The following is a 24,341-nucleotide window of genomic DNA, read 5'->3' as shown; positions in this document are numbered from 1 at the left end:
TTTAGTTAGCTTTGAGTTTTTTAATGTTAAACATTTAAGAATATTTATTTTATAAACGTCATATTACCTATACCAATTCATAAAACATTTACCTATAGTGTTACTGATGAGGAAGCTAACTATTTGCAAAAAGGAATGCGAGTAGCAGTGTCTTTTGGAAAAACAAAATTATTTACTGGTTTGGTTTTTGAAATTCACCAAAACCCACCCACATTATATGAAGCCAAAGAAATTCATCAAATTTTAGATGATAAACCTTTGGTGAACGAAATTCAGTTGAAACTTTGGCAATGGATTGCAAATTATTACATGTGTGCTTTGGGTGATGTTTATAGAGCTTCTTTACCTTCTGCTTTTTTATTAGAAAGTGAAACAATTATTTATAAAAATGAGGCGTTTAATAATGAAGAACTTTTAGAAGATGATGAATTTTTAATTTTTGAAGCCTTGCAACATCAATCGCAATTAACAATTCATCAAGTAGTTGATATTTTAGGTAAGAAAAAAGTGATGCCTATTGTAAACGGTTTGATACAAAAATCTGCTATTTACATAAAAGAACAAATCTATGAACAGTACAAACCTAAATTGGTAAAATATGTTCGTTTACATGCAGCTTATACTTCTGATGATGCTTTAAATTCTTTACTAGAAGAATTATCGAGAGCCAAAAAACAACGTCAAGCAGTTTTAACTTTTTTTCAATTAGCAACATCAAAAAAACCGATAAAAGCTAAAGATTTAGAAACAAAAGCAAACGTTTCATCAGCAGTTTTAAAATCTCTGGTAGATAAAAATATCTTTGAGTTTTACGAAATTCAAACAGATAGAATCAATTTTAAAGGAGATACCAATTCGCTAAAAACCTTAAACGAATTTCAACAGAAAGCATTAACCGAAATTAAGACATCTTTTCAACAAAAAGATGTTACTCTTTTACATGGCATTACAAGTTCTGGAAAAACAGAAGTATACACCAAACTAATTCAAGAGGTTTTAGATTCGGGTAAGCAAGTGTTGTTTTTATTGCCAGAAATAGCCTTAACTACGCAAATAATTACGCGCTTACAGTTCTATTTTGGCAATCAAATTTCTGTGTTTCATTCTAAATATTCTATGAATGAAAGGGTAGAAGTATGGAATAATGTTTTAGAGAATAAAACAAAAGCACAAATTATTTTAGGCGCACGTTCATCCATTTTCTTACCTTTTTCTGATTTAGGATTGATTGTGGTGGATGAAGAACATGAAACTTCCTACAAGCAATTTGAGCCTTCACCAAGATACAATGCCAGAGATGCTGCCATTGTTTTGGCAAAAATGCATCAATCAAAAATTCTGTTAGGTTCTGCAACACCTTCTTTAGAAAGTAATTTTAATGCACAACAAAAAAAGTATGGTTTTGTAGCCCTAAATAGACGATTTGGAAATGTGCAATTACCTAAAATAGAATTGATTGATGTAAAAGAAAAGCAGCGTAAAAAAGAAATGAAAGGTCATTTTTCTGATCGATTATTAAAATTGATTACAGAAGCTTTAGAAGAAAAAGAACAAGTTATTTTATTTCAAAATAGACGTGGTTATTCACCAATTGTAGAGTGTAAAACCTGTGGTGTAGCCCCTCAATGCCCAAATTGCGATGTTTCTTTAACTTTTCATAAATTTAAACACGAATTGCGTTGTCATTATTGTAACTATCAAAGAGCCATGCCCAATAGTTGTGCTGCTTGTGGTAGCAATACTTTAGATACCAAAGGTTTTGGAACCGAGCAAATTGAGTTAGAACTCAAAGAATTGTTCCCCGATTATAAAATTGGTAGAATGGATTTAGACACTACTCGTGGTAAATTTGGTTATCAAAAAATAATTGGTGCTTTCGAAGCCAGAGAAATCGATGTTTTAGTAGGTACACAAATGTTGTCTAAAGGTTTAGATTTTGATAATGTTTCTTTGGTAGGAATTTTAAATGCAGATACCATGCTAAATTTTCCTGATTTTAGAGCACATGAAAGGGCCTATCAAATGATGGTGCAAGTTTCTGGTAGAGCAGGTAGAAGTAAAAAGCAAGGAAATGTAGCCATTCAAACTTATAATCCTTATCATCAAATTTTGCAACAGGTTTCAATTACAGATTACCAAGCCATGTATAAAGAACAGTTGCAAGAACGTTGGCAATATAAATATCCTCCTTATTATAGATTGATAAAAATTACTTTAAAACATAGAGATTATAATAAAGTAGATACAGCAATCAATTGGTTGTTTAAAGCTTTGTATGCTTCTTTTGGAGAACATGTTTTAGGGCCAACTGCACCTGCAATTGCAAGAATTAGAAATCAGTATATAAAAAATTTAGTCATAAAAATTCCGCCAAAACAAAGTTTAGCGAATACAAAAAATCAAGTTTCCAAGATTAAAAACACATTCGAAGCTGTTAAAGATTTTAGACCTATCCGTTTTATAATTGATGTGGATGCTTATTAGTAGTTTTTTACTAGTTTTATGTTTTAAAAATATGTTATGAAAAAATATTTTTTGTTGTTTATTATACTTGTAGGTTTTGCGTGTCAAGAAGAGCAAGTAATTCCGCCAAACAATAATTTTGTAAAAATAGAAAGTATATCCTCATCTGTTTTAGATTCAGGTGGAGTAACTTTAAAAGGCACCATAGAAAATGTTGAGTTAGACTTAGATTATGGTTTTTTAGTTTATAGTTACCCAACAATAAACCCTAATTTATTTAGTATGGGTTTTATGAAAAGAAATACAGGGCTTTATAATGGAGATTTTGAGCTTACTTTTAATGAAAATTTGTACAAAAATCAAACCTATTATTATAGAGCTTTTGCATATTCTAGTAATAAAACAATATTTGGTCAAGAAAAAGAGTTTTTATCATCTGGTAGTTTACAGCCAATTATAACAGAGGTAACTCCTGAAATTGCACATTTAAATGATACAGTTTCTATTACTGGAAAACATTTTTCTGATGAAATTACATTAGCTATTAATAATAATAGTTTTAATGTTTTGGTTTCTAATGATAGTTTGGTTCAATTTTTAGTAAAAGATTATCCTTCTGAAGATAATAATGACGAAATTTTAATTAAAAAAAGAACTGGGGAAGAAGTAACTTTTAAAGGGTTTGGAATTTATATACCAGAAGTGTATGAAATCTCTCCAAATCCAGCATATGACACAGATACACTGCTTATCCATGGAAATCATTTCGATTTAAGAAAAGAATTTAATAGTGTTTATAAAGACAATTATAAACTAGAAGTTTTAGAAAGCACAAGAACAACGTTAAAAGTAAAAGGAAATGGGTATTTTGGAAAATTTAAACCAGCGTTTAAAATTAGAGCGCAACGTTCTGAAATAGAAATTTTAGAAGCGCTAGAAATTGTAGAACCAAAAATTACAAAAATTCCGACAGTTATAAAATTCAATAATACCTTTACAATAAACGGAACTAATTTTCCTAATGTAAGCGAGTGTCGCTTTCATACAGTTTATGCGGTTTCTTTGCAAGAATCAATTCACTTAAATCTTGAAAACTGTAATAGAGATAGCTTATCTGTAGTATTAAATTCTTCGTCTCTTCTTAAAGATTTTTATCAAAATAAGGTAACATTATCGTTTTTTGGTAAAACACAAGAGTATAATTTAGATCATTATATAGACGAACCGATTATAAGAGTATTTGGTAGTAATTTGCAATCAACACATATTTACAATAACCAATTGTATGCTTTTACGCAGTTGAGTTATAATGGTAATTATTATGTATCAAAATTTGACGATCAAGAGAAAAAGTTTAATTATAATGAAGATGATAAAATAGATGACATTACTGTGGGATATTGGAGTGTGAACACTTTTCATGAAGATACCTATTATTACATGAAAAATATAAGTGGCGTTAATTATTTACATAGTTATAACTTTATTACTAAAACGCATAAAACTTTATTACAAGTTCCTGGAGATGGACGTTTAAACGGATTTTTAAAGGGTTCAGGCAATTATTTATACTATGGTTTAGGAAGTTTTACTGGGTTTCCGCAAAAAAACTTTAATGATATCTTAAGGTATTCTATAAAAGATAACACATGGGAAAAATTTGCAGAAATTGATTATTCAGATATTTCTGAGATTCGAAGAGATTATCCATTAGTTTTCTTTATGAATAACGCTATTTTTATAGGTGGAGGACATCAATATAAAAACGATATGTATGCTATAGATTTAGATTCAAGAGTGGTTGCTAAGAAAAAATCGTTACCTTTTTTTATTGATAATAATTATCAAAACTCACACATTATAAAAAACGGTAAACTACTTTATTTTAAAAATTCTTTTTACGAGTATGATCCTTTTATTGACGAGTGGACTATTTTAGGTGCTTTTAAAAACGAAAGTGTTCATAATTTAGAATCATTTAACAATATGATTATACACAAAAATGAGGTGTATGGTTTTAATGGCAGCTTTTATAAGTTTAATAACGAATACTTTTAGTTATGGTAAAAAGGATAATTGTATTGATCATAGTTTGTTTGTTTTTTTCTTGTTCTGAAGAAGAAATATATATTCCACCAAATGTAGTTACAAAAGGTTTTGAAAACTTAACAAACGGAGGTGTAAGGTTATTTGGTAATTTTAATAATTTTTCTGAAAATGATGAAGTAGGTTTTTATCTTTTTTCTCAAAATACTATTTTTAAAGAGTATACCATAAATCCTGTTAATGGAGATAATTCTATATTAATAGAAACAGGACTTTACAAAAATAGAGAGTATTCTTACAATACATTTGTTAAAACATTAGATACAATATATGTAGGCCTCAGTAGGCGTTTTGTTTCTACAGGTAGCAAAGCCATTGTGTTTAACAAAATAGAGCCAGCAATTGGTAATTATTTAAGTACAGTAAAATTATACACCAATAGTAAATTAGAAAATATAAATTTAAGTGATGTTGAAGTTTTTTTTAATGATAAAAAAGCAAGTATTCTAAGTTTTGAAGACAATGCATTAGTATGCGAAGTTCCTTATTTTGATAAAAACCCTACAGCAAATATTAAAATTAATTATTTAGGCAGTAATAGTCCTACAGAGTTAACATTTACATTATCAAAACCTGAAATAACTTCAATTACGCCTGCTGAAGTTACTTTTAGAGATAAAATTACCATTCTTGGTCAAAATTTCTCTAAAGATATTAATTATTTAAAGGTTTATATTAATGATATAAAATGTGATGTTGTTATCAACTCAGCCACAGATATAGAAGTAACGATTCCAGATGAACTTAATAGCGCAACTTTAGGGGTAAGGTTAGAAAGTAATCTTCAAGAAATATCACAATCAGGTGCACTTACTTTAAAAAAACCTACAATTTCTTTAGTTCCTAAAAATATTAATATCAAAGAATTAATGACTATAGAGGGTGCTAATTTTCATCCTATTGGTTATAACACAAAAGTTTTTTTAGACGATAATGAGCATTTTTCTGTTAATTGGTCTAACAGTTCATGGTTTACAACCAAAGTTGGTATTGATGTTCAAGATGCAGTGTATAAAGATTGGACTGTAACAGGAAAAGTTGTTGTTGCTGATAATTTAGAGTCAACAGCATTTGAGGTAACCATTTTAGACCCAATTATTAAAATTAAAGACAGCTATGATGATGTAATTACAGATTATAATTGCGATTATAATGGCAATAAATTTGTTTTCGGAATTAATTCTGATAATCAAATGGTTTTTCATCAATTCAATAAAAATACAGATGAATTCTACAATAAAAAAACGATTAACTTACCTTTAAATAGAGTGTATAGTGTTGTTTATAACAGGGGTTATATTTATATTAGAAATAATGCCAATGAGAAAAATCACTACAGAATAAACATGCAAAATTTTAATATTGAATTCTTATCCGATTTTAAAGGTAATCAAAATGCAACTGTATTTTATGTTGATGAAAATAAAATAATTTATAAATATCAAGAAACATACAGCTCTCAAGGCGTAGATTTATTTGAGTATGCAATACCAAATAATTCTTGGAATTCAAGGACAGATGATACCTCTGTAACGATTACCAATGTATTTTACAATACTTATGGTAAAACATATTTTTTAGAAGGTATTTATTCTGCAATTACAGATATTTATACTTTTGATGGTTCAACCTTTAAAAAATCTAATGTAGAGTTACAAACTGGCTTTAAAGATTATTATCCGAAAGTTATTTTTGATGATGATAAGTTTTACTTTATAGAAAAAAGTGGCGCTATTAGAAAAGGAAACAAGATGATGATTTTAGATATGACAACAAATCAATGGACAGAATACAAAGATTTTCTTTTTGATAGCTTAGATTTTACAAACACTTTTAAAGTTGATAATTATATTTACTTAGAGTCTGTGAATACTTCAAATTATAAGAGAAATTTATATAAGCTAGACCTTAATAAATTATAAACAAGAACAATACCTAAAACTTAAAGCAAAATTTAGAAATTTTGTTACATTAGAGGTCTTAATTATGTTGGCAGTAATTGGAGAGATTCGTAAATGGCAAGAATATACGGAAAAATAGAATCACTGAAATCTCTAAAATATGAATTAGAGAATAATGGAATTTCCAGATTTAATTCTGTAAAAGAAATTAAAGATTTTTTATCAAATTACAATTCAGAAAAACTCACTGTTCTTAATAATGAATCAGATAAATTAGAAAAAGAATATTCTGAAACGTGTTCTAATCTAAAACGAAGAATACAGAACAAAACTGAAATAATCAATTTAGAAACTGAAAAAATTGATAATCGAATTTCTGATTTACTGAGAAAAGTTAATAGTATTAATACTAAAGATGTTAACTTTCTAAAAAAAATAATCTCAAGTTTAAAACTATATTCCTTAAGAAAGGAAGCAAATTATTTGATTAAAAATAAAAATGATTTAATAAGTGCTGCAGTAAAAGAGATAACTAGAAATATTAAAAATGACGAGATTTTTATAAGTGAATACGATACTAAAAAACAAAACTTAATTGAAAAAAGAGCAAAATCTAAAATAGATAGATTAGAATATACAAGAAATGTAATAGAAAACTCAAGAAATCTAATTGCAGGAGCAATAGGAGAACATTTAGTAGTTAAAGAAATTAAAAAACTTTCAGATAGCTATGTATTGATAAATGATTTCAATTTAAATTTTTCTCCTCCAATTTTTTACAAAAAGCATAATCAAAAGATATACTCTGTACAAGTTGACCACCTTTTAATTTCAAAAGCAGGAATTTTTATAATAGAAACAAAAAACTGGAGCAAATCATCTGTCAATACTATTAATTTAAGGTCACCGATTAAACAAATTGAAAGATCTAATTATGCACTTTATATTTATATTTCAGAAAATATAACATTAAATGAACATCATTGGGGTGAACAACAAATTCCAATACGAAATCTTATTGTTATGATTAATAATAAGCCTAAAGGTAAATTTAAGTATGTAAAAATTAAACTCATAAACGAACTTAATGATTATATCAATTATTTTGAACCTGTTTTAACAGAAAATCAAATAGAAACAATAACAAACAAATTAATTTAATCTAAAAACGACAGCCTACAGTGTAAAATTAATTGCTGGTTTTAGCAAATTCACAAAAAATCCTATCAGATTTTCAATCCGTAATTTATTGCTTATTTGAGTCTTTAAAACACACAATTGATCATTTACAATAACCCTTGTATTATCTCAAAAATCGACGATTTAACCTTAATAGCTGTACTTTTTTATCTTTTTCAGTTAAATCAAAAACAGCAATTTTTTGGGTTTGATTTGCTCTTCCCCAATTGTAATACGTCGTTACTTTAAAAGATGTTGGGTTGTATTGTTTATTGCCTAAATAGGTGATATTTACCAAATAATTTCCATAATTTAAATAATCAATAAAAACTTCTTTAGAGGTATACCCTTTTTGCTTTTGATCTTCAATTAATCCTTGATTTTGAGCGAGTGAATTTTCAAGTTCAAAAACTTCTAAATTAGGGTTTACAAACTCAATTTTAAACTCAGCTTCAGTAGTATTCCATTCAAAAACAATTCTAACATCACTTTCAATATTTTTTGTAGGATTTTCAACTTTAATTTTTTGAAGGTGAGTTCTATCAATGGTATCTAAATTATAAGTAGCTATAATTTCAGAAGTAATAATTTCACCAATATCACTTTCATCAATATGAAAACCTTTTTTAAAATAAACTTTATAGGCTAACCAAAAATCTCTAAACTGTTTCAATTCTAAAAATAGATTGGCTAAATCTCTATAAGATTGCAGATGTTTTGGTCTTAATTCAATTATTTTTTTATAAATGCTTAATGCTTTTTGTGTTTGGTTAATTTCTTGGTATTTGTAAGCCAATGCTTTTAAATTTTCTGGGTTATCAGCAAACTTTTTTTCGTAATCGGCTAGTATTTCTAACAAAAATGAAGTGCTTTTTTTTTCTTTTTTAAAGTGATTGAATAAAGCAAAATGAAAGTTGGTTGTGTTTTCATTTGAAGCTTTTGTTTTGGTATATACATCTAAAACTTCACTAATTTTTAATTTTTTGTATTGTTCTAAAAATGGATAAGTAGTTTTAATTTTTTTGTAAGCTATGGCATCATAATTATAATATTCATCTTTGTTAAAATAATAATTATCAAAGTTTATATCTTTTATTTTTTTGTAATCAATATTGGTATAAACTTTAATTTCTGGATTTTTATAAAGGTGATTAATAATATAAACGGCTTTAACTTCATCAATAAAAATATCAAAAGGAATATCAAAGTAAACGTCATCTATATTCCAAAGTATAGATCCATTCATTTCCTTACCTTTTATATAGGTTATCTCCTCGCCAAAATCATTATAACGTATTAACAAATATGGAGCCTTTTCTTGTATGGCTTTTGTTAATGAAACACTGTTTTTGTTTAAAGTATTCCCATCAATTTTAATAGCTAAAGGAATTTCTAAGTGTTCTCCAATATTTGTCTCCCCAAGCTTTTTTATTTTTTCGTAATTAGTTTCTGTAATGCTACTTTTAATGTTCATTGCTACATTTAAAATACTAGTAACATCTTCCACTAGTATTTCTATTCTGTCTAAACCAACGTAACTAAAACTTAATTTATCGCCAATTTTTGCTTTAATGCTATAATAACCTTTAGCATTAGAAACTGAAAATTGCGTTGTGTTTTCTACAAATATCGTTACGTTTTCAAGCGGTTTATTGTTGTAATTAATAAATCCAGAAATAGTTTTGTAGTTGGTGTCTTCTGAGTTTTGGGCAAAAAAAAGTAAAGGACTTAGTAGTATTAGTAAAAATAGTTTGTTTGTCATGAGTTATTTTAGCCTATAAGCATCAAATTTTATGCCTAACATTTGTTTAAATTTAAAAATCACAGATTGTATATTAGTATTGCATTTATCGTTCTTTCCATATTTTAATCAATTCTCTTTCGCGTACTAAAACAGAACTGTTATTGGTTTCTACTTCAGCTCTTCTTTTATCTGTTAAATTGTCTGAATACCACCAATTATGAGTTTCTTTAATCGAGGTTTTTATATCTCTAAAGGTAAGACCTGTTTTTAATGCCAATCGATTATTAATTCGTGCAGACCCATAATTATATTCATCTTGCATAATCCAAGGAATCAAATAATAGATATTGTGTTCTTTTAAAAAATCGTAATCATCAATTTGAATAATAGAATTTTCAGCATTAAAAGTATCTTTTGTTTTGTTTATAAATGCTAACATGGTTTCTTGTTCAGAAGGCCCAACAACGTTATACGTACCCACAGCTTTATCTTCTGCTAAACGAATCATAAATTCAGCTACATCTCTAACATCAATATATTGTACAGGATCATTAGTTTTACCAGGCACTAAAATTTCGCCACCTTTTGCCAAACGAATTGGCCAATGAATAAAACGATCTGTTTTATCTCCAGGACCAAACATATAAGTTGGTCTTACAATTATTGTGCGTTCTTTGCCAAAGGCATTTATAGCTTCAAGTTCCGAATTTGCTTTCATAACTCCATAGCCATACTCTAGTTTCAATATTTCATCTTCTAGTACCTCAGGCATTTTTAGTACTAACTTTTGATTTTCTTTAATATCATCAGTTTTATACGGAAAGTAAACACCTGTAGACGATGTGTAAAGGTATAAACCACAAGTTTCTTTTAATAATTCTGCCGTTTTTTTTGTCCATGTTGCTTTGTGTCCAGAATTATCAATCACAACATCCCACTTTCTGTTTTCTAAAGCTTTTAAATTATTTTCTCGGTCACCTACTAAATGTTCAACGTTATCAAAAACAGTTTTGTTAACATTAGGTTGGGTTTTTCCTCTTGTAAATATTGCAACTTTGTGGCCTCTTTCTAAGGCATATTTTATTTGATTAGGCCCTAAAAAACTAGTTCCTCCTAAAATTAAAATTGATAAAGAGTTTGTTGTTTTGGTTTTACATGATAGCAAACCACTACTAATTAAAGGAATTGCTGCAGTTGCTGCCAATCCTTTTCTTATAAATTTTCTTCTTGAGTGCTGCATTTTTTTTTGATTTTTTTGGGGTTTAGCTAAGGTAAAAAAAAAAATAATTGATGAAGCAACCTTTTTTAAATTACTGTAGTCTATATATTTGTAAGGCAGTTAAAACAGAACTAAGAGGCTTGAAAATTATAAAATTGCATAACCAAGAAAAATCGCTCATTAAAAAAGCGATTGCCAACAATAGAGAAGCGCAACAACAATTGTTTGAGCAGCATTCACCAAAAATGTTGGGGGTTTGCAGGCAGTATGTAAAAGATTTACATCATGCAGAAGATTTAATGTTGCAAGGCTTTCTAAAAGTTTTTACCAATTTACAAAAGTTTAAGCATCAAGGTAGTTTTGAGGGGTGGATACGTAGAATTATGGTAAACACATGTATTTCTTACCTCCGTAAAAAAAATGTGATTGATTTATCTGACGAAGACTATGTATTTAATGATGCAGCTACAGAAAGTTTAGAAAATACTGCTGTAGAAGATATTCAAAAATTGATAGATCAATTACCAGAAGGTTACAAAATGGTGTTTAATTTATATGCCATAGAAGGATTTAAACATTCAGAAATTGCACAAAAATTAGGTGTCTCTGAAAGTACATCAAAATCGCAATTATTTAAAGCGCGTAAATTGTTGCAGAATAATTATTTAAAAATGAATAAAGTAGTTCATGAAAACAAATAAACTCGATAAAAGCATAAAAGAAAAGTTCGATAATAGAACTTTTACGCCATCAGCTTCTGCCTGGGAACGTTTGTCAGTACAATTAGATGAACAGCCAAAGCAAAAGAAATTTGGTTGGTTTTTTTATATCAGTGCAGCAGCCAGTATTTTAGTATTGGTTACTATAGGTGTAAGTTTTTTTTCTGATGATGTACAAACTGTTGTGCCTAAAAATAAAATTGTTATTACACCAAGTGATAAAAAAGTAATTGATAAAAAAATTGATAAATTAATAAATGAAGTTCCAGTTCCAGAAGCTATTGTGATAAAGGAAGCATTAGAAATAAAGAAAGAAATTATTCATACGCCTGTTATAGCAAAAAGTGACACAAAAAGAATAGACAACAAAATTAATAATCAAAATAAAATTATAAATAATACAGTTATCACTAATAAAGTTGATGATAAAGCCATAATAATAGCAAAAGAAATTGAAGATTTTAAAACAAGGCATTCATCAAAAAAACAATTAAAACAAGATCCAAATAGTGCTATAAAAATAAATGCTGATGATTTGTTGTATGCAGTAACTCACACATCTAAAGAGGTAAAAGCATACTATGCAAAATATAATATAAATAGAGAAGATGTATTAAAAACGATTAAAGGTGAGCTCAAAAAATCGAATTTAAAAGTAGATCCGAATACTATTTTAGCAGAAGTAGAACGCAGTATAGATGATGATTATTTTGAGAATAGTTTTATGAAATCACTCAAAAGAAGAGTATCAGATATTGCAGTAGCTATTTCTAGTAGAAATGATTAAAACTGAGAATCAATTCTAAATATACAGTTAAAAACAAAAATTTTAAAACCAATAAAAATGAAAAGAATACTACTAATACTAGTGTTGTTGTGTACAACTATGGCCCAATCTCAAGAAAAAACTTTTGAGAAAGAAGTAAGTAAAATATCTAAAAGGATAGAAAATATTACCAAACAGCAAAAAGACTCTTTAAAAGCAAAAGTTATTGCTATAGACAAGCAATTAGAAAAAGGAGAAATTACTATAGCTAAATCAAAAACCTTAAAAAAAGAAGTCGCAGCATATCATGCCAGACAAATTGAAAAATTAGTTGGTGAACAAGAACGCTTGTTACAACTTTTGGTGCAAGATAAAACTAATGGTAAGATTGCCAGTTCAGAAGAGAGTTCTAAAAAACCTATTGATAATTATGATGATGACAATACATTTACTATCGGTAATAAAACTTTTAGATTTAATGTTTCTGAAGGAAATGATGACGAAAATGAAGAGAAAAAGACAAAACGTTGGGAACGTAAAAACAAGTATCAAAGAAGCACAACTACACAATTTATTTTTGCAATGGGGGTAAATAATGTGCTGAATGATAATAAATTATCTACACTAAATGATTCTGAATATAAATTTTGGCAATCTCGTTTTTATGAATTAGGATTCTCTTGGAAAACACGTCTTTCTAATAAACCTTCTCAATTGTATTTTAAATATGGTATCTCATTTTTATGGAATAACTTACGCTTAGAAGATAATAGAATTCATGTTAAAAACGGTAATGTTACAGATATACAAGAATTTTCAGATCAATTATCTCATAGTAGATTACGTCATGTACAAATGAATTTTCCAGTTCATTTAGAATGGGATTTGTCAAAAAATAAAAGATATAATAGTGGTAGAGTAAGAGATAGAACAAACAGATCTTTACGTATTGGTGTTGGTGGTTTTGTAGGTTTTAAATTAGGTACAAGACAATATTTAGAGTATAGAGATGTAAATAATATAGAAATTGAAGAAGTACAATACGACAATTTTAATATGAATATTTTTAATTACGGAGTTAGCACTTATGTTGGGTATAAAGACACCAGCTTTTATGTAAAATATGATTTAAATCCATTGTTCCAAAATACTGAAACGAGAAACATTTCGATGGGAATACGTTTCGATTTAGATTAAAACAGTCAAAAAATCAATTTATTTGATTACAAATTTTATTAATAACCATATTTATAATAAAAAAATGTAAGTAAAAATAGCTATTTGATAATTTATAGATTGAAAAAATAAAGCAATCGTAAAAATAACATAATAAAACCTTTTTGTTAAAAATATAACAAAAAGGTTTTATTTTTAAACCGTGAAATATTAATACAAATAGCATGGTAATTGGTATCCCTAAAGAGATAAAAAACAACGAAAGTAGAGTAGGTATGACACCTGCAGGTGTGTTTGCTTTAACAAAACAAAAACATACAGTTTATGTGCAATCTACTGCTGGAGATGGTAGTGGTTTTTTTGATAAGGATTATGTGAGAGTTGGGGCTACTATTTTACCATCAATTGAAGATGTTTACGTTAAAAGCGATATGATTGTAAAAGTGAAAGAGCCTATTGAGGCAGAGTATCCTTTAATAAAAGAAAATCAAATTGTGTTTACGTATTTTCATTTTGCATCTAGTGAGCCCTTAACTAAAGCAATGATTGCTAGTAAAGCTATTTGTATTGCTTATGAAACCGTAGAAGATGAAGAAGGTACTTTACCTTTATTAACGCCCATGTCTGAAGTGGCAGGTAGAATGTCTATACAACAAGGAGCAAAATATTTAGAAAAACCTATTAAAGGTCGTGGAATTTTATTAGGAGGTGTACCAGGAGTACAACCAGGAAAAGTGTTGGTTTTAGGGGCTGGAGTAGTTGGTGTGCAAGCCGCAAAAATGGCTGCAGGTTTAGGTGCTCACGTTACTATTTTAGACATTAATATGAAACGATTAAGATATGTAAATGATGTACTACCAAATCATGTTGTTACAGGTTTTTCTAGTGAATATAGTATTCGACAATACATTAAAACACACGATTTAATTGTAGGTGGGGTTTTGGTAAAAGGTGGTAAAGCACCTAAATTAATTACCAAAGATATGTTAAAAGAAATGAGGCCTGGAACTGTTATTGTTGATGTTGCTGTAGATCAAGGTGGTTGTTTTGAAACTACAAAAGCTACTACGCACGAGTATCCCACGTATATTATAGATGATGTTGTGCATTATTGTGTTGCAAATATGCCTGGTGCTGTACCTTATACGTCTACCATGGCATTAACTAATGTTACATTAAATTATATTTTAAAATTAGCCAACTTAGGTTGGGAAAAAGCATGTGAAGTTGATGAATCTTTAGCAAAAGGATTAAATATTGTAAAAGGAGAGATTGTTTATAAAGAATTAGAAGGTATTTTTGACAAATAATATTGATTTTTTGAACAAATAACTTGCTGTGAAATCGAAAATTCCTGTAACAATTAAACGGATATTTATCTGTATGTTACATATTTTGATTTATAAACAGTCTCTTTTTTCTTCTCATTTTTTTTAAAAAGAAAACTTATTTTTATTCATAAAAAAACACTACATTTGCAGGCTTAAAATAACAATAAATTATTAATTATGAATCATTACGAAACTGTTTTCATTTTGAATCCCGTTTTATCTGATACTCAGATAAAGGAAACAGTACAAAAGTTTAATGACTATTTGGTTTCTAAAGGTGCCGAAATGATTTCAAAAGAAGATTGGGGCTTAAAAAAATTAGCGTATCCAATCCAAAAGAAAAAAAGTGGTTTTTATCACTTATTTGAATTTAAAATTGCTGGTGAAGAAATCAGTGCTTTTGAATTAGAGTTTAGAAGAGATGATAGTGTTATGCGTTATCTAACTGTTAGACTAGATAAACATGCAGCTGCGTGGGCAGAGAAAAGAAGAGAACGTGTTAAATCTACAAAAAAATAAGATATGGCATCAATAGAACAACAAGCAAAAGGTGGTAAATCTGCTGACGTTAGATATTTAACGCCATTAGATATAGAAACAAAAAAAGAAGCTAAATACTGTAGATTTAAGAAAAAAGGTATCAAATATATCGATTATAAAGATGCAGATTTCTTAATGTATTTAGTAAACGAACAAGGTAAAATTTTACCAAGACGTTTAACAGGTACTTCACTTAAATATCAACGTAAAGTTGCACAAGCAATTAAAAGAGCGCGTCATTTAGCGTTAATGCCTTACGTTGGAGATTTATTAAAATAATAAATACGTAGAGACATGGAATTGATATTAAGACAAGACGTAGAAAATTTAGGATTTAAAGACGATATCGTAGAAGTAAAAAACGGATATGGTAGAAATTTTTTAATTCCTACAGGACAAGCAGTTTTAGCAACTTCATCTGCAAAGAAAGTTTTAGCAGAGAATTTAAAACAACGTGCTTATAAAGAGGCTAAATTAATTGCAGATGCTAACGAATTGGCAGAAACAATTAAAGGATATGAAATTAAAATTGCATCTAAAACAGGTTCAGGAGACAAATTATTTGGTTCTGTAAACAACATAGATTTAGCTGCAGCTTTATTAAAAGCAGGTACAGAAATCGACAAGAAATTTATTAAAGTTGTTGGAGGTTCTGTTAAAAGATTAGGAAAGTATGACGCTTCTGTAAGATTACATAGAGCAGTAGTGGCAGACATTTCTTTTGAAGTAGTTGCTGAGTAAGTAAAAACTTCTATTAAATAAAAAAAAGCTCGTAAGAAATAACGAGCTTTTTTGTTTATGAGGTTTTAGAAAATTCTTACTTTCCAAAAAGACCTCCAATCATTCCTCCAAGGCCACCAGATTCTTTTTTGTCTCCACCTAAAAGCATTCCAGCAACATCATCAACAACGCTACCATCTCCATCAGAATCTAACATTTTTTCTAAAAAACTTTGATCAGCAGATGCAGAGTTACTACTTAATAAACCACCTAAAAGACCAGTTATATCTCCAGAAGAACTTACATTTTGTTCGTTTTTTTGTTTTCCTAAATAACCCATAACTAAAGGAGCTGCAACTTTTAAAATATTACTAACTGCGCTTGCATCTAAACCAGATTTTTGTCCAATAACTTGTTCAACGCCTGTTTGTTTACTCCCTAAAATATGCCCTAAAATCCCTGCACCATCTTGTTTTACAGATTCATCAACTCCGCCACCAAATAAACCACCAAGGTTGTCTAAAATACTACCATCATGTTTACCAGATAAAACCCCCATTAAACCAGCTGCACCTTCAGGGGTTGCTGCATTTTTTTCCATAGCTTTCATTAATAAAGGTAAAGCCATAGTTAAAACACTACTTGTTTTGTTAGAATCGTTACCAGTTGCACCTGCCACTCCAGATACAATTTGTTTTCCTAAATCGCTATTTAATAAATCTAAAATTCCTGACATATTATACTTTTAATAATTAATATTTGTATTCGTTAAAATTATGACACAATATACTAATAAAGTCACTTTAATTTAAACTATTTTTTTATCTTTCAATTTCATTATAAATTATAAATTAAAGAATGAAAAAACTCGCTTTACATTGGAAGATTTTAATAGGGATGGTTCTAGGAATTATTTTTGGTTTTATAATGAATACTGTTGATGGAGGTAAAGGCTTTGTGACAGATTGGGTTAAACCCTTTGGAACCATATTTATCAATCTTTTAAAATTAATTGCTGTACCCTTAATTTTAGCATCTTTAATTAAAGGAATATCAGATTTAAAAGATATTTCTAAGATAAAAAAAATGGGGTTAAGAACCATGATTATTTATATGGGTACAACTTTAGTAGCTATAATTATTGGTTTAGGCATAGTTAATTTGGTACAACCAGGTTCTGGAATGTCTACAGATACCATTGATAAAATAAAAGCAAAATATGAAACATCTTCTGGTGTTGTAGATAAAATTTCTAAAGCCTCTGCTCAAAATGATGCAGGACCTTTACAAGCTTTAGTTGATATTTTTCCAAGCAATATTTTTACTGCTTTAGGCGATGCAAGTATGTTGCAAATTATCTTTTTTGCTTTATTTGTAGGGATTTCTTTATTGCTAATACCAGAAAAAAAAGCGAAACCATTAATGGATTTTTTCGATTCTTTAAATGAAGTGGTCATGAAAATGGTAGATTTAATCATGTTATTTGCTCCTTATGCTGTTTTTGCTTTATTAGCAAATGTAATTATTGCTTTTGATGATACAGAAATACTTTTAAAACTATTGGTTTATGCTTTTTGTGTAGTTGGTGGTTTATTATTAATGATTGCTTTTTATTTATTATTGGTAAGTGTGTACACAAAAAAATCTCCAATTTGGTTTTTACAACAAATTAGTCCAGCACAATTGTTGGCATTTTCAACAAGTTCTAGTGCTGCAACATTGCCAGTAACTATGGAAAGAGTAGAAGAACATATTGGGGTTGATAAAGAGGTCTCTGGTTTTGTTTTACCTGTTGGTGCTACAATAAATATGGATGGTACAAGTTTGTATCAAGCCATTGCAGCTGTATTTATTATGCAAGTAATTTGGCCAGAAGGCTTAACGTTTTCAAATCAAATAGTTATTGTAGCTACAGCTTTATTAGCTTCTATAGGTTCTGCTGCTGTGCCTAGTGCTGGTATGGTAATGTTGGTAATTGTTTTAGAATCTATTGGTTTTCCTGCAGAATTATTGCCCATTGGTTTGGCTTTAATTTTTGCTGTAGATAGGCCTTTAGATATGTGCAGAACAACAGTAAATGTTACTGGAGACGCTACAGTTTCTATGATTGTTGCAAAATCACTAGATAAATTACATGACCCAAAACCTAAAAATTGGGATGATAATTATGAAAATGTAAAATAAATAATGGCATTAAAAACTCTAAATCCAATAGTGTCTGCAGATTGGTTGTACAAACACTTAAATGATGAAAGCCTAATTATTTTAGATGCAACCTTACCTAAGGTTACGTCTAAAAATGATGTGAAAGTTGATGAAAAAATTCGGATTAAAAATGCCGTTTTTTTTGATATTAAAAATGTGTTTTCAGATACAAATGCGCCATTTCCAAATACAGTTTTATCTGCTATAGAATTTGAAAAAAAAGCACAAGATTTAGGAATTCAGACTAACAGTTGTATTGTTGTTTATGACGATTTAGGTATTTATTCTTCACCAAGAGTTTGGTGGTTGTTTCAGTTGATGGGCTTTACCAATATTGCAGTTTTAGATGGTGGTTTACCTGGTTGGAAATCAAAAGGATATCCAATTGAAAAACCAAAAGAAATTGAAATGATAGCAGGGAATTTTATAGCAAATTATCAGGCTAATAAAATAAAATATACAAATGATGTTTTATCAGCTATAGACAATCAAAGTATAATAATTGCTGATGCTCGGTCTAAAGGTCGTTTTAATACTACTGTTCCAGAACCAAGAGCAGATGTTAAAGGTGGTCATATACCCAAATCTGTAAGTTTACCTTATTCTGATATTGTTGTTGATGGAAAGTTAAAATCAAAACAAGAATTACAGGCTGTTTTTAGTAAACTTAATCCTAAAAAGAAAGATTTTATCTTTTCTTGCGGAACAGGTATTACAGCTTCAGTTTTAGCTTTAGGAGCAGAAATAGCAGGTTTTAAAAATAATGCTGTTTACGATGGTTCTTGGACAGAATGGGGTACTACAAAAGGTTTACCAATAGAAAAATAAAATGAATACAATTAACTGGACAAAAAAAGAGTTTGAAGCTTATGTGTTATTATATGCAGCACATTGTAACTATTTTGAATCTAAAGAAGAAGAAGAGTATATTTTATCTAGAGTAGATCAAAAAACCTATTATAAAATTCACAATGAGGTAGTTGTAGATTCTGATGAGCATAATTTAAATAAAATTCAGCAATATTTATCAGACAACAAATTTACACAAACTGAAAAAGAAGACTTAATTAGAGATATCAAAAATGTTTTTTTTGCTGACGGATCTGTAGATATTATCGAGAAAAAGGTGTTTAGTATTCTGAAAAAACTTATTGAGTAAAATCAAAAAAAAAACTCGTAACAAATACGTTACGAGTTTTCTAATATATTAGACTAAAGAATTACTAAAATTCTTAATTTGTATTAAAATTGCTCTCTTCCTGAAAAGTGAAAATTTCCTTCAATAGCAGCATTTTCATCAGAATCAGATCCGTGAACTGCATTTTCACCCATAGAAGTAGCGTATAATTTTCTAATGGTTCCTTCTGCTGCGTCTGCAGGATTTGTAGCACCAATTAAGGTTCTAAAATCGCTTACTGCATTTTCTTTTTCTAAAATTGCAGCTACAATTGGGCCGCGAGTCATAAATGAAACCAATTCTCCAAAAAATGGACGTTCATTATGCACAGCATAAAAAGTTTCTGCATCAGTTTTTGTCATTTGAGTTTTCTTTAACGCTACAATTCTAAAGCCTGCTACATTAATTTTTTCTAATATCGCACCAGTATGTCCGTTTTCTACAGCATCTGGTTTAATCATTGTAAATGTTCTGTTTGTTGCCATTTTTCTTAAATTTTGGCAAAAATACAGTTTTTAATGTTAATAACAAGTTAATCGTAAATTTGAGTGTATTTCTGTTGCAAAATATTGTCTTTACCAGGCATTTCCATAGTAATTGTTTTATTTTTAGAATCGAATTTTAACAATCCGAAGCTAATTTCTGAAACTACATTTTTAATTCTATAGGCATTTGGTTCTCCAGAGTAATTTGTATAAGAATGTGTTAATCCACTTGAGGTGAAATCTATCAAAGGGTACGAAAGACCATGAACCTTTGTTTTAGAAAATTCAGAAATGTGTCGATCACCAGAAAGTAATAGCACATTTTTGGCTTTAGAGGTTAATAACGTTTTTTTTAGTTTTTCAACTTGAGTTGGAAAATTTCCCCAAGTTTCAAATCCGTGTTCTGAAGACAATACCTGAATACTACTTACAATAATATTAAAATCAGCTTTAGAAGAAGATAACTCGTTTTTTAACCAATTCCATTGAGTTTCTCCTAAGATTGTTCCTTTTTCTGAGTGATTAGCAGTATATCTTTTATTATCATTTTTAGAAGCTTTGGTAAGCTTTGTTCTAAAATATCTTGTATCTAAAACAATAACTTTTATAGTACCTTTAAGAGTTTTAAATAGTTTAGAATGGTATATTCCTTCTTGTTTTCTTCTAGAGCTATTAGCATCAACACCAATAAAATCCAAAAACAATTGATGTGCTTCTTTTTTCTTTTGATATTCAGCACCACTGTCATTTACACCATAGTCATGATCATCCCAAGTAGCAAGAATTGGCATTTTTTGCAATAAAGTTTTATATCCTTTTTGATTCATTTGCGTAGTATAATTTGCTTTTAATGTATCCATATCATACGTATCTGCATAAATGTTGTCACCACCCCAAATCCAAAGATTAGGTTCGTTTTTAATAATTTCTTTCCATAAAATATTGTCTTTATATTGTTTATTACAAGAGCCAAAAGCAATCGTAAAATCTGTTTTGGAAGTGGTTGTTTTTTGGGAAGTTGTATTTTTAGTAATACAAGAAAATAAAAGTAAACAAAAGAGGCTGGTTAATAATATTTTTTCCTTTTTTTTTAAATATTTGATATCAAAAGTAAGAGAAATAAATTTTAATCAATGTTATTAAATTGTATATTCGCACACTATGATTTTAAAAGGATTTAAGGAATTAAAAGTGTTTTTATCAGCGCCAAAAAAAATAGTAATTGTTGGGCATAGAAACCCAGATGGCGATGCTGTAGGTGCTACTTTGGCTTTAAAACATTATCTAGATAAAAAAGGGCATTCTTGTAAAGTTGTTATGCCTAATGATTATCCAGATTTTTTACATTGGTTGCCAGGATCTAGTACTACATGCAGGTTCGATTGGCAAAACAAACAATCGCAAAAAGCAATTAACAATTCTGATATAATTTTTTTATTAGATTTTAATGCGTTACATAGGGTAGGTAGTGATATGCAAAAAACCTTAGAAAAGTATCCAAACGATTTTGCGATGATAGATCATCATCAACAACCAGACGATGTAAAATACATGTATTCAGACACCGAAATTTGTTCTACATGCCAAATGGTGTATCAATTTATTGAAATGAATAACGATTTAAATTTGATAAATGCAGATATTGCAACGTGTTTGTACACAGGTATTATGACAGATACAGGTTCGTTTAGATTTAGATCTACCACAAGTACTACGCATAGAATTATTGCAGATTTAATTGATAAAGGAGCAGAAAACGATAGAATTCATAACAATGTGTACGATGCAAATTCTTACAATCGATTGTTATTGTTAGGGCAAGCACTTAGTAATTTACAAATACTACCTTCTTACAAAACTGCTTACATTACTTTAACTGATGCCGAAAAAAAACGGTTTGATTTTCAAAAAGGAGATACTGAAGGCGTAGTAAATTATGCGTTATCTTTAAAAGGAATTATTTTTGCAGCCATTTTTATAGAAGATAAAGAACAGGGAATTATTAAAATGTCTTTTAGATCTAAAGGCAAGTTTTCCGTAAATAAATTTGCTAGAAATCATTTTGAAGGTGGAGGACATGATAATGCTTCTGGTGGAAAATCTGACTTAACCATGCCAAAAACAGTTACAAAATTTACCAGTTTATTACCTAAATATCAACAAGAATTAGAAGCCTCTTATGAAGTATAGTTTTTTAGTGATATTAGTGTTTGTAAGCTTTTCTTGTACTAAAATACAACCAAGAAAACCCATCAACCCAAAACCTTCTACAACCTTGTATTTTGAGGCAATGCAACAAAATAAAAGGTTGAATAAAATTGAAGATGATAAAATTCTAGCACTTATAAAAAAAGATTCTACTCGCACTTACATTCAATCTACAAGCGGATTTTGGTATACTTATTTACACAAAATAGAAGAAAATTTACCAACACCAACAAAAGGTGATGAAGTGGTTTTAGAATATGAAATCTTAGATTTAAGAGATTCCATACTTTATTCTAAAAAAGAATTAGGTATAAAAAATTATATCGTTGATGAAGAAGATTTTATTTCTGGATTGCAAAAAGGAATAAAGTTGATGAAAATAGGAGAAACTATTACATTTGTATTGCCATCTTATAGTGCTTATGGTATTACAGGTGACAATAATAAAATTGGACTCAACCAATCTATTAAAAGTACAGTAACATTAATTAATATAAAATAAATAAAAAAAATGAGAGTATTAAAAAGTTTAGTAATTATTACAGTTTTAACAATGATGGTTTCTTGCGGAAATCAAAAACCAGATGTTAGTTCTTTAGAAACTGAATTAGATTCGGCTAGTTATGCTTTGGGTATGGATATGGCTATTAAAGTAAAAGCCAATTTTGATGAGGCAGATACAGATTTATTTTTACAAGGGTATAGAAACGGAATGGATTCTACAAGCTTGTTAATTGAACAAAAAGAGTTGAATAACTTCTTAAGAGCATTTTTCCAAAAACAACAAGCAGAAAAAATGAAAGAAGCACAAGCAAAAGCTGCTAAAGAAGCTGAAACTAAATTTGCACATGTTAAAAAAGCGGGTGAAGAATTCTTAGCTTTAAATAAAGTTAAAGAAAACGTACAAAGTACAGAAAGTGGTTTACAATACCTTGTTTTAAAAGAAGGTAAAGGCGCTACTGTACAACCAACAGATAAAGTAAAAATTCATTATCATGGGACTACTATAGAAGGTAAAGTTTTTGATAGTACAGTTGATAGAAATCAACCTTATGAATCTGCAGCTAATATTTTTGTTCCTGGTTTTAATGAAGCTTTATCTTTAATGAAAAAAGGTGCTAAATATAGAGTTTTTATTCCTCAAGAATTGGCTTATGGAGCACAACAAAGAGGTCAGTTAATTTTACCATTTTCTGCTTTAATTTTCGAAATTGAAGTTTTAGAAATAACTCCAAAATCATAAATGAAAAAAGGTTTATATATCTTAATTGCTACTTTAACTGTAATAGGTTGTACGTCAGCAAGATATAAAGATTTAAACGAGGGTTTGTATGCAGAAATACAAACCAACAAAGGTGATATTTTAGTAGAATTATATACTGATGCAGCACCAATGACTGTTGCAAACTTTGTATCATTGGCAGACGGAACCAATACTAAAGTGCCAGATTCTATAAGAACCAACAAGTTTTATGATGGCATTCGTTTTCATAGAGTAGTAAACAATTTTGTAATTCAAGCAGGCGATCCTACAGAAACAGGTAGAGGAACTCCAGGTTATCGATTTGGTGATGAATTTACTAAAGATGAAAATGGTAGCTTATTATACACACATAATGATGCTGGTATCTTATCAATGGCAAATGGTGGACCAGAATCTAATGGAAGTCAGTTTTTTATTACACACAGACCTATACCAAATTTAGATGGTAAACATACCGTTTTTGGTAAAACCATACCGAATTCTAAACAATTAGAAAGTTTAAAAATGCGTATAAAAGATTCAGCTGCGTTGGCTAATGCAATTGATTCTGTAAGAATGGCTGTGGTAAATAATATTGCACAGTTTGATACCATAAAAACAATAGAAATTATTAGAGTAGGTAATGCTGCTAAATCATTTAAAGCAGATGAAGTGTTTAATGATGAATTGGTAAAGTATGCTGCTGGTAAAGAAGATAGGGTAAAAGAGGAAGCAAAAGCAGAAGAATTAAGATATGCCAAATATTTAACAGACAAAGCGGCTTTTTCAATAAAAATGGATGAAGCTAAAGCGCAAAAAACCGATAAAGGTTTAAGTATTTTAATGTTAAAAACAAATCCTTCTGGTAAAAGAGTAGTTACTAATAAACCAATAAAAGCACACTTTACATTGTATATTGCTGATGGTAAAAAAATTCAATCTACAGAAGATACAGGGCAACCATTTGTATTTCAGTTAGATGATGAACAAAGACCAATGATTACTGGTTTTAAAGAAGGTGTTAAAAATATGAGAGTAGGTGAAAAAGCACGATTATTTATTCCCTATCATATTGGTTTTGGTCCGGACAAATATGGACCTTTTCCAGCAAAATCTGATTTGGTTTTTGAGGTAGAAATTTTAGAAATAGGAAAATAAT

The 24,341-nt window shown here is 29.0% G+C and carries 23 protein-coding genes; 18 read left to right on the top strand and 5 right to left on the bottom strand.

The window, feature by feature from the left end; all coding sequences use genetic code 11:
- Window positions 1-60: 60 nt before the first annotated feature.
- The 4 genes from priA to SJY27_RS02260 all read left to right on the top strand — a co-directional run bounded on the left by priA (window position 61) and on the right by SJY27_RS02260 (window position 7,631).
- On the top strand, window positions 61-2,484 hold the full coding sequence (gene priA, locus SJY27_RS02275; RefSeq protein WP_397447953.1) for a primosomal protein N': 2,424 nt from the start codon (window positions 61-63) through the stop codon (window positions 2,482-2,484).
- A 36-nt stretch (window positions 2,485-2,520) separates the two neighbouring features.
- Window positions 2,521-4,521 carry an IPT/TIG domain-containing protein gene (locus SJY27_RS02270; RefSeq protein ID WP_397446629.1) on the top strand — a complete coding sequence of 667 codons (2,001 nt, stop codon included), beginning with the start codon at window positions 2,521-2,523 and terminating at the stop codon, window positions 4,519-4,521.
- Between the two features lie 2 nt (window positions 4,522-4,523).
- Entirely contained in the window at window positions 4,524-6,491 is a 1,968-nt protein-coding gene (locus SJY27_RS02265; RefSeq protein ID WP_397446628.1) for an IPT/TIG domain-containing protein, read from the top strand.
- A 93-nt stretch (window positions 6,492-6,584) separates the two neighbouring features.
- Complete coding sequence (locus SJY27_RS02260) at window positions 6,585-7,631, top strand: nuclease-related domain-containing protein (RefSeq protein ID WP_397446627.1); 1,047 nt, start codon at window positions 6,585-6,587, stop codon at window positions 7,629-7,631.
- 142 nt (window positions 7,632-7,773) lie between these two features.
- Here the strand turns inward: SJY27_RS02260 and SJY27_RS02255 are convergent, their stop codons facing one another.
- Both SJY27_RS02255 and SJY27_RS02250 read right to left on the bottom strand, forming a co-directional pair.
- Window positions 7,774-9,411: a carboxypeptidase-like regulatory domain-containing protein gene (locus SJY27_RS02255; protein WP_397446626.1), complete on the bottom strand. Its 1,638-nt coding sequence runs from the start codon at window positions 9,409-9,411 to the stop codon at window positions 7,774-7,776.
- Window positions 9,412-9,496: 85 nt separating this feature from the next.
- On the bottom strand, window positions 9,497-10,633 hold the full coding sequence (locus SJY27_RS02250; protein ID WP_397446625.1) for an NAD-dependent epimerase/dehydratase family protein: 1,137 nt from the start codon (window positions 10,631-10,633) through the stop codon (window positions 9,497-9,499).
- Between the two features lie 119 nt (window positions 10,634-10,752).
- On the opposite strand from SJY27_RS02250, the gene SJY27_RS02245 reads away from it, so the two are divergent.
- The 7 genes from SJY27_RS02245 (at window position 10,753) to rplI (ending at window position 15,885) form a co-directional block, all read left to right on the top strand.
- Entirely contained in the window at window positions 10,753-11,313 is a 561-nt protein-coding gene (locus SJY27_RS02245; RefSeq protein ID WP_397446624.1) for an RNA polymerase sigma factor, read from the top strand.
- On the top strand, window positions 11,300-12,118 hold the full coding sequence (locus SJY27_RS02240; RefSeq protein WP_397446623.1) for a hypothetical protein: 819 nt from the start codon (window positions 11,300-11,302) through the stop codon (window positions 12,116-12,118). Before SJY27_RS02245 ends, SJY27_RS02240 begins: the two co-directional genes overlap by 14 nt.
- Window positions 12,119-12,175: 57 nt before the next feature.
- Complete coding sequence (locus tag SJY27_RS02235; protein ID WP_397446622.1) at window positions 12,176-13,294, top strand: hypothetical protein; 1,119 nt, start codon at window positions 12,176-12,178, stop codon at window positions 13,292-13,294.
- A gap of 203 nt (window positions 13,295-13,497) precedes the next feature.
- Window positions 13,498-14,583, top strand: a complete 1,086-nt coding sequence (gene ald / locus SJY27_RS02230; RefSeq protein ID WP_397446621.1) for an alanine dehydrogenase — start codon at window positions 13,498-13,500, stop codon at window positions 14,581-14,583.
- Between the two features lie 198 nt (window positions 14,584-14,781).
- Entirely contained in the window at window positions 14,782-15,123 is a 342-nt protein-coding gene (gene rpsF, locus SJY27_RS02225; RefSeq protein ID WP_397446620.1) for a 30S ribosomal protein S6, read from the top strand.
- A gap of 3 nt (window positions 15,124-15,126) precedes the next feature.
- Window positions 15,127-15,423 (top strand): 30S ribosomal protein S18, encoded by a 297-nt coding sequence (rpsR, locus tag SJY27_RS02220; protein ID WP_397446619.1) that lies wholly within the window; start codon window positions 15,127-15,129, stop codon window positions 15,421-15,423.
- Between the two features lie 15 nt (window positions 15,424-15,438).
- Window positions 15,439-15,885 (top strand): 50S ribosomal protein L9, encoded by a 447-nt coding sequence (rplI, locus tag SJY27_RS02215; RefSeq protein WP_397446618.1) that lies wholly within the window; start codon window positions 15,439-15,441, stop codon window positions 15,883-15,885.
- A 76-nt stretch (window positions 15,886-15,961) separates the two neighbouring features.
- Here the strand turns inward: rplI and SJY27_RS02210 are convergent, their stop codons facing one another.
- A complete protein-coding gene (locus SJY27_RS02210) occupies window positions 15,962-16,600 on the bottom strand; it encodes a DUF937 domain-containing protein (RefSeq protein WP_397446617.1) in 639 nt (212 codons plus the stop codon).
- Window positions 16,601-16,722: 122 nt separating this feature from the next.
- On the opposite strand from SJY27_RS02210, the gene SJY27_RS02205 reads away from it, so the two are divergent.
- From SJY27_RS02205 to SJY27_RS02195, 3 genes are read left to right on the top strand one after another with little or no spacing between them, the layout of a single operon-like run.
- Window positions 16,723-18,048, top strand: coding sequence for a dicarboxylate/amino acid:cation symporter (locus tag SJY27_RS02205; protein ID WP_397446616.1), 1,326 nt, complete (start codon window positions 16,723-16,725; stop codon window positions 18,046-18,048).
- A 3-nt stretch (window positions 18,049-18,051) separates the two neighbouring features.
- Window positions 18,052-18,897, top strand: coding sequence for a sulfurtransferase (locus SJY27_RS02200; protein ID WP_397446615.1), 846 nt, complete (start codon window positions 18,052-18,054; stop codon window positions 18,895-18,897).
- A 1-nt stretch (window position 18,898) separates the two neighbouring features.
- A complete protein-coding gene (locus SJY27_RS02195) occupies window positions 18,899-19,228 on the top strand; it encodes a hypothetical protein (protein ID WP_397446614.1) in 330 nt (109 codons plus the stop codon).
- Between the two features lie 83 nt (window positions 19,229-19,311).
- Here SJY27_RS02195 and SJY27_RS02190 read toward each other — a convergent pair whose 3' ends face one another.
- Complete coding sequence (locus tag SJY27_RS02190; protein ID WP_397446613.1) at window positions 19,312-19,731, bottom strand: nucleoside-diphosphate kinase; 420 nt, start codon at window positions 19,729-19,731, stop codon at window positions 19,312-19,314.
- Between the two features lie 47 nt (window positions 19,732-19,778).
- Window positions 19,779-20,711 carry an alkaline phosphatase D family protein gene (locus SJY27_RS02185; RefSeq protein ID WP_397447952.1) on the bottom strand — a complete coding sequence of 311 codons (933 nt, stop codon included), beginning with the start codon at window positions 20,709-20,711 and terminating at the stop codon, window positions 19,779-19,781.
- Window positions 20,712-20,892: 181 nt separating this feature from the next.
- Here SJY27_RS02185 and SJY27_RS02180 point away from each other — a divergent pair, with 181 nt between their 5' ends.
- The 4 genes from SJY27_RS02180 to SJY27_RS02165 are packed head-to-tail and all read left to right on the top strand — an operon-like array spanning window position 20,893 to window position 24,340.
- A complete protein-coding gene (locus tag SJY27_RS02180) occupies window positions 20,893-21,921 on the top strand; it encodes a bifunctional oligoribonuclease/PAP phosphatase NrnA (RefSeq protein WP_397446612.1) in 1,029 nt (342 codons plus the stop codon).
- Window positions 21,911-22,441 carry a gliding motility-associated peptidyl-prolyl isomerase GldI gene (gene gldI / locus SJY27_RS02175; RefSeq protein WP_397446611.1) on the top strand — a complete coding sequence of 177 codons (531 nt, stop codon included), beginning with the start codon at window positions 21,911-21,913 and terminating at the stop codon, window positions 22,439-22,441. The genes SJY27_RS02180 and gldI overlap by 11 nt, the downstream gene beginning before the upstream one ends.
- Window positions 22,442-22,450: 9 nt before the next feature.
- The gene (locus SJY27_RS02170; protein WP_397446610.1) at window positions 22,451-23,182 is read left to right on the top strand and encodes an FKBP-type peptidyl-prolyl cis-trans isomerase; all 732 of its coding nucleotides are present in this window, start codon (window positions 22,451-22,453) and stop codon (window positions 23,180-23,182) included.
- Window positions 23,183-24,340 carry a peptidylprolyl isomerase gene (locus tag SJY27_RS02165; protein WP_397446609.1) on the top strand — a complete coding sequence of 386 codons (1,158 nt, stop codon included), beginning with the start codon at window positions 23,183-23,185 and terminating at the stop codon, window positions 24,338-24,340.
- The last annotated feature ends 1 nt before the right edge of the window (window position 24,341 follow it).

Origin of the sequence: Polaribacter sp. R77954 (assembly GCF_044595335.1) — a bacterium.
In the GTDB taxonomy this organism is placed as follows: Bacteria; Bacteroidota; Bacteroidia; order Flavobacteriales; family Flavobacteriaceae; genus Polaribacter.
The sequence above is the reverse complement of the archived record's forward strand: the minus strand, read 5'-3'. Positions and strand labels throughout refer to the sequence as shown.